General features: G+C 70.9%; 8 protein-coding genes and 4 tRNA genes. 5 read left to right on the top strand and 7 right to left on the bottom strand.

Translation table 11 applies throughout. From position 1 onward, the window contains the following. Positions 1 to 16: 16 nt before the first annotated feature. The 5 genes from ABZ386_RS30785 to ABZ386_RS30765 all read right to left on the bottom strand — a co-directional run bounded on the left by ABZ386_RS30785 (position 17) and on the right by ABZ386_RS30765 (position 4,975). A complete protein-coding gene (locus ABZ386_RS30785; protein WP_358966816.1) occupies positions 17 to 1,063 on the bottom strand; it encodes a DUF6183 family protein in 1,047 nt (348 codons plus the stop codon). Between the two features lie 289 nt (positions 1,064 to 1,352). Then, positions 1,353 to 1,425, bottom strand: a tRNA-Lys gene (locus tag ABZ386_RS30780). A gap of 141 nt (positions 1,426 to 1,566) precedes the next feature. Beyond that, positions 1,567 to 3,693 carry a DEAD/DEAH box helicase gene (locus tag ABZ386_RS30775; RefSeq protein ID WP_358966813.1) on the bottom strand — a complete coding sequence of 709 codons (2,127 nt, stop codon included), beginning with the start codon at positions 3,691 to 3,693 and terminating at the stop codon, positions 1,567 to 1,569. A 310-nt stretch (positions 3,694 to 4,003) separates the two neighbouring features. Further along, entirely contained in the window at positions 4,004 to 4,537 is a 534-nt protein-coding gene (locus ABZ386_RS30770; protein WP_358966810.1) for a hypothetical protein, read from the bottom strand. Between the two features lie 87 nt (positions 4,538 to 4,624). Next, a complete protein-coding gene (locus ABZ386_RS30765; protein WP_358966807.1) occupies positions 4,625 to 4,975 on the bottom strand; it encodes a metallopeptidase family protein in 351 nt (116 codons plus the stop codon). Positions 4,976 to 5,058: 83 nt separating this feature from the next. On the opposite strand from ABZ386_RS30765, the gene ABZ386_RS30760 reads away from it, so the two are divergent. The 4 genes from ABZ386_RS30760 to ABZ386_RS30745 all read left to right on the top strand — a co-directional run bounded on the left by ABZ386_RS30760 (position 5,059) and on the right by ABZ386_RS30745 (position 6,994). Then, the gene (locus tag ABZ386_RS30760) at positions 5,059 to 6,633 is read left to right on the top strand and encodes a metallophosphoesterase (protein WP_356619779.1); all 1,575 of its coding nucleotides are present in this window, start codon (positions 5,059 to 5,061) and stop codon (positions 6,631 to 6,633) included. Positions 6,634 to 6,713: 80 nt separating this feature from the next. Continuing rightward, a tRNA-Glu gene (locus tag ABZ386_RS30755) sits at positions 6,714 to 6,786 on the top strand. A 35-nt stretch (positions 6,787 to 6,821) separates the two neighbouring features. Beyond that, a tRNA-Asp gene (locus ABZ386_RS30750) sits at positions 6,822 to 6,896 on the top strand. Between the two features lie 24 nt (positions 6,897 to 6,920). Further along, positions 6,921 to 6,994, top strand: a tRNA-Phe gene (locus tag ABZ386_RS30745). Positions 6,995 to 7,071: 77 nt separating this feature from the next. Here ABZ386_RS30745 and ABZ386_RS30740 read toward each other — a convergent pair. Both ABZ386_RS30740 and ABZ386_RS30735 read right to left on the bottom strand, forming a co-directional pair. Then, positions 7,072 to 7,260, bottom strand: coding sequence for a hypothetical protein (locus tag ABZ386_RS30740; RefSeq protein WP_356503471.1), 189 nt, complete (start codon positions 7,258 to 7,260; stop codon positions 7,072 to 7,074). A gap of 123 nt (positions 7,261 to 7,383) precedes the next feature. Then, complete coding sequence (locus tag ABZ386_RS30735) at positions 7,384 to 8,850, bottom strand: FAD-dependent monooxygenase (protein ID WP_351347905.1); 1,467 nt, start codon at positions 8,848 to 8,850, stop codon at positions 7,384 to 7,386. Positions 8,851 to 9,054: 204 nt separating this feature from the next. On the opposite strand from ABZ386_RS30735, the gene hrpA reads away from it, so the two are divergent. Further along, positions 9,055 to 12,999, top strand: a complete 3,945-nt coding sequence (gene hrpA / locus ABZ386_RS30730) for an ATP-dependent RNA helicase HrpA (protein WP_351347903.1) — start codon at positions 9,055 to 9,057, stop codon at positions 12,997 to 12,999. Positions 13,000 to 13,047 lie beyond the last annotated feature (48 nt).

Raw genomic sequence — 13,047 nt, 5'->3', positions numbered from 1 at the left:
GAGGGTGTTCTCGTATTCAGTCAGTGTCCGTGGCAGCAAGGACCGCGATCGCCTGCCCGGCCGGCCGCAGCGCGGCCACGGCGAGGTCCCAGGCCACTTGGTAGAACCAATCGGACGAGGGATCGGCGATGAACCAGTGTGTCTGTTCGACCAACGCCGCCGTCTGCGTGATCAGGGCGTCGGCGGGAGCGCCGACCAGGCCGCCAAGGGAGTGCCAGGCAGCGAGCCGCCCGTACGCGCCATACAGGCCGGTACCGTAGGCCGGGCTGCGCACTGCCGCGGTGAGCAGCACCCGCAGCACCCTGTCCGAGGAGGCCGAGTGCAGCCGGGCCAGCGCCTCCTCCTTCGGCCATGCGGTCAGCGGAAGCCGCTCGAAGACGGCCGCGAAGTCGTCCGGCGACACAGGGGCCGGGGACCAGAACTCCTGCGCAGCGACCAGTCCGTTGGACCGCTCGCGCCAGTGCCGCACCGCGGCGCCCAGGGCCTCAGCCACCTCCGCGACAGTGATCTCCACCGGGTCGACCTCGGCGCTGCGCCGACGCATTTCCGGTGAGACCCGGAGCTCGGGCTGGTCACTGTGCTTCGCCACCGTTGACGGAGGCAAAGCCCATGTCCAGTCGCGCGGCGCACGCGGCGGCCTGCGCAGCCCCCGCTCCGTCGGTAGCAGGTGGAGCGGCAGCACCGCGAGCGGGTGCTGCTCGTTCACCAGCGTTTCCCCGAAGGACCGCAGCACGGGGTACTCCGCGATCGGGACGCCTCTGAGTACCAACTCGTGCAGGAGGCATGCCTTGAATTCGTGTGACACCGCGGGGCCGGGCTCCTCGCCGTACATCACCGCGGCGATGTCCTCAGCCCGGTGACCCAAGGCCACCATCTGGGCCAGGCGACGCTCAGCCGTGACCTGTGCGGATCCTCCGGGCCACAGGCTGAACGGCACGCTCATCAGAGCGCACAGGCTACGCCGGCCCGGCGAGGCGGCGAGGGCTGTTGGCACGCGGTCGAGCGTTGCCGAGAAGTCCACATTATTCAGCGGTTCCAGTCGGCGAGCCTTGTCACTCTGCATGGCGGATTCACCTGGTCTCACTCTCTACAAGTACGGTGACTCGGCTGGCGCCGTGCGGCGCCAGCCGAGTATCGCCGTGCTCTGCATGGCCCATGCCTGGTGGACCAGGTCAAGAACCTTGCGCCGACCAACCATCCGGGTCGGCACCGTTGCTTTTGGGGAGCCAGATCCGGGTCGTCCGTCGGGCAGGGTGTCCTCCCACCGGAAATGAAGCAGCGCCCGACCCGACCGACGTCGAGCCAAGCGCTGCATCGCAGGTCCGAGGGGGTTTGCCCCCGTCCGCGAACGGTAGGCCCTGTGGGACTCGAACCCACAACCAATGGATTAAAAGTCCACTGCTCTGCCAATTGAGCTAAGGGCCCAGGCGATGTTGCCCCCACGAGCATAGCCGGACAACGCCGAGTCTCCGATCGGGTATCGGGTCCCGGTCGTGCCGCAGGGGCGCCGGAGCGCCGTGGCCCGCCCCGAGGGGGCCGGGCCACGGCGCTCTTCACGCGGGTGTGTCAGCCGTTGCGCTTCCAACGCGGCTTGTCCTCGCGGCGCTGGAAGGAACCGCCGCCGCGGTGGTCGTCACGACGGCCGTAGGGGCGGTCGTGGCCCGGACGGTCGTGGCCGCCGGAGCGGAAGCCCGGACGGTCGTCGCGGCGGTCCCGGTTGAAGGGACGGTCGCTGCCCCGGTGCCCACCGCGCTCGTCCCGGCGGAAGCCGCCGCGCTCACCGCGGTCACGGTTGAAGCCACCGCGGTCGTCACGACGCTCGAACGAACGCCCGCCACGGTCGTCACGGCGCTCGAAGGAACGACCGCCACGGTCGCCCCGGTCACCCCGGTCGTCACGGCGGAAGCCGCCGCGCTCACCGCGGTCGCCCCGGTCCGCCCGGTCGTCCCGGCGGAAGCCGCCACGGTCGCGGTCGAAGGAACGACCACCACGGTCACGGTCCCGGTCCCGGTCCCGGTTGAACCCGCCCCGGTCGTCACGACGCTCGAACGAACGCCCGCCACGGTCACGGTCGCGGTCGAAGGAACGGCCACCCCGGTCACGGTCGAAGGACCGGTCCCGGTCAGCCGAACGGTCACGGTCGAAGGACCGGTCCCGGTCGGCGTACCGGTCACGCCCGGCTCCGCCGCGCTCCACGCGCTCCTCGCGCTCCACGCGCTCCACGTCCTGCGCGGTCGGCTGCTCCGGCACCGACACCTCGACACCCGCCGGAACCTCCGCGGCCTCCCCGGCCGCCTGCGGCTCCTCGCCGCGCTCGCGCGCGACCCGCGCCAGCAGCCGGTCGGCCTCCTCGCGCAGCTCGTTCGCCCGCCGCTGCGCCCGCTCCAGCTCCTTGGTGAGCTGGGCGACCTCACGCTCGGCCTGCTGCGCGGCGTTGCCCACCGACTCGGCCTGGACCTCGGTCATCGACCGGGCCCCGGTGATCTCGGCGACCTCCGGGTCGAAGGCGCCGGCGCCCTGGATGATGTGGCGCGTGGCGTCGACGCCCGCGTCCTCCATCAGCCGGAAGATCTGGCGCCGCTGGTGCGGGAGCGACAGCGACACGACCGTGCCCGTGCGGCCGGCACGCGCCGTACGGCCGGCCCGGTGCAGGTAGTCCTTGTGGTCGCCGGCCGGGTCCACGTTCAGCACCAGGTCGATGCCGTCGACGTGGATGCCGCGGGCGGCGACGTCGGTGGCGACGAGGACGTTGACGTACCCGTCCTTGAAGTCGGCCAGGGTCCGCGTGCGCGCGCCCTGGGTCATGCCGCCGTGCAGCGCGTCGGCCTTCACGCCGGAGTCGCGCAGCTGCTCGGCGACACGGTCGGCGCCCAGCTGGGTGCGGACGAAGATGATCGTGCGGCCCTTGCGGGAGGCGATGGCCGCGGTGACCGGCGCCTTGTCCTTGGGCTTCACGATGAGGATGTGGTGCGACATGGTCGTCACGGCGCCCTGGGCGGCGTCGACCTCGTGGCTGACCGGGTTGTTCAGGTACCGGTCGACGAGGGTCTTGATCTCGTTCTCCATGGTCGCGGAGAAGAGCATCCGCTGACCGCCCGCGGGGATCTGGTCGAGCAGCTCCGTCACCTCGGGCATGAAGCCCAGGTCGGACATCTGGTCGGCCTCGTCGAGAACGGCGATCTGCACGTTCTCCAGCGAGCAGGCGCCGCGGTTGATGATGTCGCGCAGCCGGCCCGGGGTGGCGACCAGGATGTCGACGCCCTTCTCCAGGGCGTAGATCTGGTTGCCCATGGACGTTCCGCCGCAGACGACCTTCATCTTCAGGCCGAGGACGTCGCCGTACGGCTGGAGCGCGTCGGCGACCTGCATGGCGAGCTCACGGGTCGGCGTGAGGATGACGGCGCGCGGCTTGTGCTTCTCGGTACGGCCGCCGGCCAGCGTGGCCAGGGTCGGCAGACCGAACGACAGGGTCTTGCCGGAGCCGGTGCGGCCGCGGCCGAGGATGTCCTTGCCGGCCAGGGCGTCCGGGATGGTCGCGGCCTGGATCGGGAAGGGGCTGGTCACGCCGTTCTGCGCGAGCTTGCGCACGATGCCCTCGGGCAGGCCGAGGTCGGCGAAGGTGGTCTCGGGGGTGGTGTCTTCGACGGCCTCGTTCTCGGGCACGACGATGTGATCAGTACTGGCGATGGACATGCGAATGCGAAACCTTCCGGAGTCTCAAGTCGGCACGCGCCCGTCAACTCCGTGATTCGCGATTCGCAATACGACCGCCTCAATGCGGTCCACCACGGCAAAGGAGAGTACGCGCCACACGGCGCGCTCTGCGGTGGCGCCGGGCAAGATGGGATCAAACGATCTGCCACCATACGCACTCCGGGCCCCGCAAGGCAAACCGGACTGGTACGGCACCCTTCACAAGGCCGGGCGGGCGTTTTTTGTTCCCGACGTTTCCGCGGAACGCCCGGCCCCGCCCAGCAGGGCTAAAACTCAGGGCCACGCAGGGCTACGCAGGCGAGCCCGCCTCCGGCGCCGGCTCCCGCTGGGCCAGCTGCGGCTCCGGCGGCTCGTGCGCGGACGACGACGGCTCCGGCGTCGGCTCCGGGGACGTCGTCGGCTCGGGCGGCGTCGGCGTGGGCTCCGGCTCGGTCGTCCGGGTGGGCGTGGGCTGCGCCGGTGGCTTCGGCGTCGGCTTGGCCGGCTTCACCGGCTTGCCGTCCCGGGGCGCGGACGCACTCGCGTCCGGGGTCGGCGACGCCCCGGGCGGGGCCGACTCCCCCGGCCCGCCGCGCTCGCCCTTCTTCCCCTTCCCGCCCTTGCCGCGCCCGCGCTCGCCGTCGGCGGCCGCGGCCCCGAACCCGTCGGCGCCGCCCGACACCGCCGAGCCGCCGTCGGGTTCCTCCCCGCCCCGCTGCGCGGCGGAGTGCGACGGCTTGGCGCTCCCGCCCGCGTCGTCGTCCCCCACACTCATGCAGCCGGCGGCAGCGGCGACGGCCACGGCCGTGGCGGCCAGACGGACGGGTACGAACAAGGGGCGCACGGGGCCACCTCCGGGAAGGGTGATGGAGTCAACACCTCCAACTCCCGCCGCCCACAAGAGGACACGCGCCCCGTATTCACAACCCGCTCAGCCGTAGCCCAGGGCGTGAAGGCGCGCGTCGTCGATGCCGAAGTGGTGCGCGATCTCGTGCACCACGGTGATCTCCGTCTCGGCGACGACGTCCTCCCGCGACTCGCACATCCGCAGAGTCGGGTTCCGGTAGATGGTGATCCGGTCCGGCAGCACACCGGCGTACCACTCGCCCCGGTCGGTCAGCGGCGTCCCCTCGTACAGCCCGAGCAGCTCGGGATCGTCCGTCGGCGGTTCGTCCTCGACGAACACCGCGACGTTGTCCATCAGTCGCGTCAGCTCCGGCGGGATCCGGTCGAGCGCCTCGGCGACCAGCTCCTCGAACTCCTCGCGCGTCATCTCCAGCACAGGCCCATTGTCGGCCACGACCCCGCCGTACGAGAGCCTTCCGGCCTCGCATATCCGGCCCCGGACTTGGGCATACGGGACCAATGGCCCGCGTCCCCGCCGCAGTCCTGAGTGTCCTGAACCCGATCCGCAAGGCCCCGCGCGCCCTGGCCCGCCTCTACCGCTCGCGCCAGGCGCCCACCACGATCGAACTCGTGCCGCAGCCCCATCCGTGGGCCCGCGCGGCGGGACTCGTGGCCGTCGTCCTCTTCGGCGCCTGGCTCGGCCTGCTGGTCGTGGGCAACGTCCGGGTCCCGGTCGGCCCCATGAACACGACGATGACCCTGCGCCCGTCCTTCACCGGCGGGACGAAAATCAATATCTCGCCGCTGGGCGCCCTGGAACTGAACAGCCACATCGCCCCCGTCCGCCTGGACGTGAACGTCGACCAGCTCGACCCGGACCGCGCCCAGGCCCTGGTCGACCACCCCGAACGCCTCTCCGGCCTCCAGGACGAGGTCACCCAGGACGTCGGCCGCGGCACCCTCGACCTGGCCGTACGGTCATCCGTCGCCGTCGTCGCCGGCGCCACCGCCCTGGGCCTCGCGGTCTACCGCCGCCCCCGCCGCGCCCTGGCCGCCGGCGGCCTCGCCCTCACCCTCCTCGCGGCCTCGGGCGGCACGGCGTACGCCACCTGGCGCCCCGACTCGGTCCTGGAGCCGAAGTTCTCCGGCCTGCTCACCTCGGCCCCGTCCCTGGTCGGCAACGCGCGCAGCATCGTCACGGAATTCGACGTCTACCAGAAGGAGTTGGCCCGCTTGGTCACCAACGTGACCAAGCTCTACGACGCCACCTCGACCCTCCCCGCCTACGCGCCCGACCCCTCCACCATCCGGGTCCTGCACGTCTCCGACATCCACCTCAACCCGGCGAGCTGGAAGATCATCGCCTCGCTGGTGGAGCAGTACAAGGTCGATGTGATCGTCGATTCGGGCGACACGATGGACCACGGCACGGCCGCCGAGAACGGCTTCCTGGACCCCATCGAGGACCTCGGGGCGCCCTACGTCTGGGTCCGCGGCAACCACGACTCGATGATCACCCAGCGGTACATGGAGGGTCTGAAGAACGTGCACGTCCTGGACGGCGGCCGGGCCCAGACGATCAAGGGGCTGCGTTTCGCGGGCATCGGCGACCCCCAGTTCACCCCGGACCGCTCGAAGCAGCCCGGCGCGGAGCAGTCCCAGGAGCTGGCCGGCGCCCGCCTGGCCACGGCCCTGCGCGACCAGCGCACGGCAGGCACCCCGGTCGACATCGCCATCGCCCACGAGCCCTCCGCCGCCCGTGAGGTCGACGGCGAGGTCCCCCTGGTCCTGGCCGGCCACCTCCACCACGACGAGATGGAAGTCCTGAAGTACGGCACCCGGCTCCGCATCGAGGGCTCCACGGGCGGCAGCGGCCTGCGCGCCATCGAGGGCAAGCACCCGGACCCCATCGAGGCGTCGATCCTCTACTTCGACCGGGACACCCGCCATCTCCAGGCCTGGGACGAGATCGAGCTGGGCGGCCTGGGCCTCACGACGGCCGAGGTCAGCCGCCACCTCCCGGAGGAGAACCAGCCCGGCGCGAGCCCGTCCCCGAGCACCCCCACGGAGACCAGCCCCTCGCCCTCCTCCTAAACCGTTTTGGCGATAGCTCCCGCCATCCCATATGCTTCTCACGTCCCCGACGCGCTGAGAAGCGCCCAGGCGGGCCGATAGCCCTCATCGTCTAGCGGCCTAGGACGCCGCCCTTTCAAGGCGGTAGCACGGGTTCGAATCCCGTTGGGGGCACGCACCACCCTGTGCGACACTGTCGTACGAAGCTTGGTCCTGTGGAGCAGTTTGGAGTGCTCGCCACCCTGTCAAGGTGGAGGCCGCGGGTTCAAATCCCGTCAGGACCGCTGAGGTTTCACGTGAAACCTCGTGGCTGGGTAGCTCAGTTGGTACGAGCGTCCGCCTGAAAAGCGGAAGGTCGCCGGTTCGACCCCGGCCCCAGCCACCGCAGCCCTCACCAGGGCTTGAGCCCCTCTCCGATATCAACGGAGAGGGGCTCTTTCGTGCCGTGCGGCGCAGCGGCTAGTCGTTCCCGTTGCCCTGCTGCGAGCGGGAATTCCGGCTCGCGCTGCGGGTCAGTTCGCTGCCGAGCAGCGTCATCCTGGCCACACCGCGTGCCCAGCGCGGGGCGTCCCCCCGGGCCGCCCAGAAGACGCAGACGCAGCCGCCGATGACGAGCAGAACGACGACCGCCAGTATGGCCACGAGCATGCTCAACCCCCTGTTTCGTGTGATGGTCCGCGTCATCCTGTCAGGCGGAGCTCACCTCCCGCAGGCCACAAGCCACACGGCCCTCGCTGCGCAGCCGAGTGCGCGGCAGCGGCAGGCGCGCGGCTAGGCCGACGCCACGCCCTCCCGGGGGCCGACCCACTCGGTCAGGGCGGTCAGCAGCGCGTCCTGGTCGTGGTCGTCCGCGGCCCAGGCGACATAGCCGTCCGGCCGTACCAGCAGCAGCGCCGGTCCCTGGGGACTCGCCGGGGCGACGGTGATCAGCCGCTCGCCCCAGCCCGTCACCTCGGGGCACCGGCCGACGAGGACGAAGCGGCAGGCGCGCAGTGCCTCGTACAGCCGCCGCGCGGTGCCGGCGCCCGGGGCGAGTCGCAGGTCGGGGGCGCGCCGGCCGGTGTGCGGGTGCGCGCCGCGCGGCGCCGGATAGGCGATGGAGATCCCCGTCGCCTCGGCCGCGAGACGGTCGGCCAGGGGTGGCAGCGCGGCGGCGGCGCGCGAGGCCAGGTTCATGGCGGTGCGCAGCACGGGCGTGTGGATCAGCGCCAGCCGCATCATCCTGCCGCTGTCCCGGATCACCTTCCGGCCGATCGGGTGCCGCTCGGCCTGGTACCCGTCGAGCAGTTCCTCCGGAGCCCGCCCCCGCACCACCGCGGCCAGCCGCCAGGCCAGGTTGGCGGCGTCCTGCAGGCCGGTGTTCATGCCCTGACCACCCGCCGGCGAGTGCACATGCGCGGCGTCGCCCGCGAGCAGCACCCGCCCGAGCCGGTAGCGCGGCGCCTGACGCTCGTCGGTCTGGAAGCGGGAGAGCCAGCGCGGGTCGTGCATGCCGAAGTCGGTCCCGAGGGCCTTGCGGGTGATGGTCCGCACGTCCTCCAGATCGAGCGGGGCCTCCACCGGCAGCTGCTTGGCGCGGTCCCAGGCGACCACCCGGTGCCAGCCGTCGCCCAGCGGGGAGACGAAGGCGATCCCCTCCCGGACCGCGTTCGCCAGCGGCATGCCCTGCGGCACGTTCAGGCGGACGTCGGCGAGCATCACCGAGCGCAGGACCGCCCGGCCGGGGAACGGAAAGCCCAGCGTCCTGCGCACCACGCTGTTCATGCCGTCCGCACCGACCACATAGCGGGCACGCCAGGTGTGGACCGTGTCGTCGAACCGGCGTACGGACACGCTGACGCCGTCGGCGTCCTGCCGGAGTCCGGTGACCTCCGCGCCGAGCCGCACGTCGGCGCCGAGCGCCCCGGCGCGTTTCGCCAGCACCGCCTCGGTCTCGTGCTGCGGGGTCAGCAGCATGTACGGGAACCGGCTCGGCAGGCGCTTCAGGTCCAGCTGGGCGTCCCCGATCATCTGCAGCTTCCCGATCCGGACCCCGCGGGTGACGAGTTCGTCGGCGACGCCCCGGGCGTCCAGCAGCTCGAGCGTGCGCGCGTGGACCGCGAAGGCACGGGTGAGCAGCGACTCCTGGGCGCGGCGCTCCAGCACGGTGACGGACACCCCCGCCGCGGCAAGGTCTCCCGCGAGCATCAGACCGGTGGGACCGGCCCCCACGATCAACACTTCGGTGGCTTCAGGCATGGGACGGGAGGCCCTCCAATCAGGTGCGGCTGCCGTACGGCCTCACCGCCCATGCAATCCCCGCCCGAACGAGAAACGGTCAAACCTCACTCCGCGCCGACGCGCCGACGCGGAGAGGGCGGCGAAGCCCGCGCCGCTCCCCGCCGCACCCCGGGACAAAAGCGTTAGCCACGAATTTCCCGAGGATGAGATCCTGGATCCCGTATGTCTACGCACTCCGCCCCCGCCCTCGGCGCCCTCGCCCCCCGCCTGACCGAGCTGTCCCTGCGCGACGCGCACCGGCTCGGGCGCAGGCTCGAAGGTGCGCGCAAGATCCGTAAGCCGGAGGCCAGGGCCGCCGTGCTCGCCGAGATCGAGGCGGAGATCGCCAAGGGCGAGGAGCGGATGGCCGGCCGCCGGGCCCGCGTGCCCGAGATCACGTACCCCGAGCAGCTGCCCGTCAGCCAGAAGAAGGACGACATCGCGGCCGCGATCCGCGACCACCAGGTCGTGATCGTCGCCGGCGAGACGGGCTCCGGAAAGACCACGCAGATCCCCAAGATCTGCATGGAGCTCGGCCGGGGCGTGCGCGGCATGATCGGGCACACGCAGCCGAGAAGGATCGCCGCCCGGACCGTCGCCGAGCGCGTCGCCGAGGAGCTGAACACCCCCCTCGGCGAGACCGTCGGCTGGAAGGTCCGCTTCACCGACCAGGTCGACCCGGACGCCACGTTCGTCAAGCTCATGACGGACGGCATCCTGCTCGCCGAGATCCAGACCGACCGCGAGCTGCGCGCCTACGACACGATCATCATCGACGAGGCCCACGAGCGGTCCCTCAACATCGACTTCCTGCTGGGCTACCTCGCCCAGCTGCTGCCCAAGCGCCCCGACCTCAAGGTCGTCATCACCTCGGCGACCATCGACCCCGAGCGCTTCTCACGGCACTTCGGCGACGCCCCGATCGTCGAGGTCAGCGGCCGTACGTACCCGGTCGAGGTCCGCTACCGCCCGCTCCTCGAAGAGGACGGCGACGACGCCGACCGCGACCAGATCACCGCGATCATCGACGCCGTCGAGGAACTGCAGAAGGAGGGCCAGGGCGACATCCTCGTCTTCCTCTCCGGCGAGCGGGAGATCCGCGACACGGCCGACGCCCTGACCAAGAAGAACTACCGCTTCACGGAGATCCTGCCGCTCTACGCCCGGCTCTCCCACGCCGAGCAGCACCGCGTCTTCCAGCCGCACACCGGCCGCAGGATCGTTCTGGCCACGAACGTCGCCGAGACGTCCCTGACCGTCCCGGGCATCAAGTACGTCATCGACCCCGGCTTCGCCCGCATCTCGCGCTACAGCCACCGCACCAAGGTCCAGCGCCTGCCGATCGAGCCGGTCTCGCAGGCCAGCGCCAACCAGCGCAAGGGCCGCTGCGGCCGTACCTCGGACGGCATCTGCATCCGCCTGTACAGCGAGGACGACTTCAACGCCCGCCCGGAGTTCACGGACGCGGAGATCCTCCGGACGAACCTCGCCTCCGTCATCCTGCAGATGACCGCGGCCGGCCTCGGCGACATCGAGAAGTTCCCCTTCATCGACCCGCCGGACCACCGCAACATCCGCGACGGCGTGCAGTTGCTCCAGGAGCTGGGCGCCCTCGACCCGGCGCAGAAGGACCCCCGCAAGCGGCTCACGGACACCGGCCGCAAGCTCGCCCAGCTGCCCGTCGACCCGCGCCTGGCCCGCATGGTCCTGGAGGCCGACAAGAACGGCTGCGTCCGCGAGGTCATGGTCATAGCCGCCGCGCTGTCCATCCAGGACCCGCGCGAGCGCCCCGCCGACAAGCAGACCCAGGCCGACCAGCAGCACGCCCGCTTCAAGGACGAGACCAGCGACTTCCTGGCCTACCTCAATCTCTGGCGGTACATCCGCGAGCAGCAGAAGGAGCGGGGCTCGTCCTCCTTCCGCCGGATGTGCAAGCAGGAGTACCTCAACTTCCTTCGCATCCGCGAATGGCAGGACATCTACTCCCAGTTGCGCACGGTCGCCAAGCAGATGGGCATCCACCTCAACGAGGACGACGCCCCGGCCGACCGCATCCACGTCTCCCTCCTCGCGGGCCTGCTGTCCCACATCGGCATGAAGGACGTGAAGGACGGCGCGAAGAACGAGTACCTGGGCGCCCGCAACGCAAAGTTCGCGGTCTTCCCCGGCTCGGCCCTGTTCAAGAAGCCCCCGCGCTTCGTGATGTCCGCCGAACTCGTCGAGACCTCGCGCCTGTGGGCCCGCGTCAACGCGAAGATCGAGCCGGAGTGGGTCGAACCCCTCGCCCAGCACCTCATCAAGCGCACCTACAGCGAGCCGCACTGGGAGAAGGACCAGGCGGCCGTGATGGCGTACGAGAAGGTCACGCTGTACGGCGTGCCGATCGTGGCGCAGCGGAAGGTCAACTACGGGCGGATCGACCCGGAGATCAGCCGGGAGCTGTTCATCCGGAACGCGCTCGTCGAGGGCGACTGGCGCACGCACCACAAGTTCTTCGCGGACAACCGCAAACTCCTCACCGAGGTCGAGGAGCTGGAGCACCGCGCCCGCCGCCGGGACATCCTCGTCGACGACGAGACGCTGTTCGACTTCTACGACCGGCGGATCCCCGAACACGTCGTCTCCGGCGCCCACTTCGACTCCTGGTGGAAGCGCAAGCGGCACGAGCAGCCCGAGTTCCTCGACTTCGAGCGCGAGATGCTCATCAACGAGAAGGCGGGCGAGGTCACCAAGGCCGACTACCCGGACTCGTGGCGGCAGGGGAACCTGAAGTTCCGTGTCACCTACCAGTTCGAGCCGGGTGCGGACGCCGACGGCGTGACCGTCCACATCCCGCTCCAGGTCCTCAACCAGGTCACGGACGAGGGCTTCGACTGGCAGATCCCGGGCCTCAGGGAGGAGCTCGTCACGGAGCTGATCCGCTCCCTGCCCAAGCCGATCCGCCGCAACTACGTCCCCGCGCCCAACTACGCGAAGGCGTTCCTCGACAAGGCGGTCCCGCTCCAGGAGCCCCTCACCACCACCATGGCCCGCGAGCTGCGGCTCATGGTCGGAGTCCCCTTCGACGCCGAGGACTTCGACTGGGACAAGGTGCCCGACCATCTCAAGATCACCTTCCGGATCGTCGACGAGCGGCGCCGCAAACTGGCAGAGGACAAGGACCTGGAGGCGCTGAAGCTCCGGCTGAAGCCGAAGGCGCGCAAGGCCCTCTCGCAGGCGGCAGCGGCGACGGCCGAACGCCAGGGCGGCGAGTCCCTGGAGCGCGAGGGCCTCACCGACTGGACGATCGGCACGCTCACCCGCGTCTTCGAGACGCGCAGGGCCGGCCAGCCGGTCAAGGCGTACCCGGCGCTGGTCGACGACGGCGACACGGTCTCGGTCCGCCTCTTCGACACCGAGGCCGAGCAGGCCGAGGCGATGTGGAAGGGCACGCGCCGGCTGATCCTGCGCAACATCCCGGTCAACCCCGCCAAGTTCGCCTCCGAGAAGCTGACGAACGCCCAGAAGCTGGCCCTGTCCGCGAATCCGCACGGCTCCATCCAGGCCCTCTTCGACGACTGCGCGACGGCCGCCGCCGACAAGCTGATCGGGGACTTCGGCGGACCGGCGTGGGACGAGGAGTCGTACCGCAAGCTCTACGACAAGGTGCGCGCCGAGATCGTCGACACGACCGTCCGTACGGTGGGCCAGGTGCAGCAGGTCCTGGCGGCCTGGCAGGCCTGTGAGCGCCGCCTGAAGGCCGTACGCAGCCCCGCGCTGCTGCCGAACCTCCAGGACGTGCGGGGGCAGCTGGACGCCCTGGTGAAGCCGGGCTTCGTGACGGAGGCGGGGCTGCGCCGGCTGCCGGACCTCATGCGCTACCTGGTGGCCGCCGACCGGCGCCTGCAGCAGATGCCGACGAACGTCCAGCGGGACACGACCCGCATGGAGAAGGTCCACGAGATGCGGGACGAGTACGCCTGGCTCCTGGAGCAGCTGCCGCAGGGCCGGCCGGTGCCGCCGGCGGTCCTGGAGATCCGCTGGATGCTGGAGGAGCTCCGGGTCAGCTACTTCGCCCACGCGCTGGGCACGGCGTACCCCGTCTCCGACAAGCGGATCGTGAAGGCGATCGACGCGGCGGTGCCGTAACGACGTGGGCACCCAGGGTGAGTTCGACCAGGGGCCCACCCTCCTGTA

The sequence above is a fragment of the Streptomyces sp. NPDC006140 genome (genome assembly GCF_040628815.1).
Lineage (GTDB): Bacteria > Actinomycetota > Actinomycetes > Streptomycetales > Streptomycetaceae > Streptomyces.
This window is presented reverse-complemented; position numbering and strand designations above follow the sequence as displayed.

What these genes read in the sequence shown, in the direction of transcription:
- hrpA (WP_351347903.1), top strand. Translation starts at nt 9,055, where the DNA reads ATGTCTACGCACTCCGCCCCCGCCCTCGGCGCCCTCGCCCCCCGCCTG.
- ABZ386_RS30775 (WP_358966813.1), bottom strand. Translation starts at nt 3,693, where the DNA reads ATGTCCATCGCCAGTACTGATCACATCGTCGTGCCCGAGAACGAGGCC.
- ABZ386_RS30760 (WP_356619779.1), top strand. Translation starts at nt 5,059, where the DNA reads ATGGCCCGCGTCCCCGCCGCAGTCCTGAGTGTCCTGAACCCGATCCGC.
- ABZ386_RS30735 (WP_351347905.1), bottom strand. Translation starts at nt 8,850, where the DNA reads ATGCCTGAAGCCACCGAAGTGTTGATCGTGGGGGCCGGTCCCACCGGT.
- ABZ386_RS30785 (WP_358966816.1), bottom strand. Translation starts at nt 1,063, where the DNA reads ATGCAGAGTGACAAGGCTCGCCGACTGGAACCGCTGAATAATGTGGAC.
- ABZ386_RS30740 (WP_356503471.1), bottom strand. Translation starts at nt 7,260, where the DNA reads ATGCTCGTGGCCATACTGGCGGTCGTCGTTCTGCTCGTCATCGGCGGC.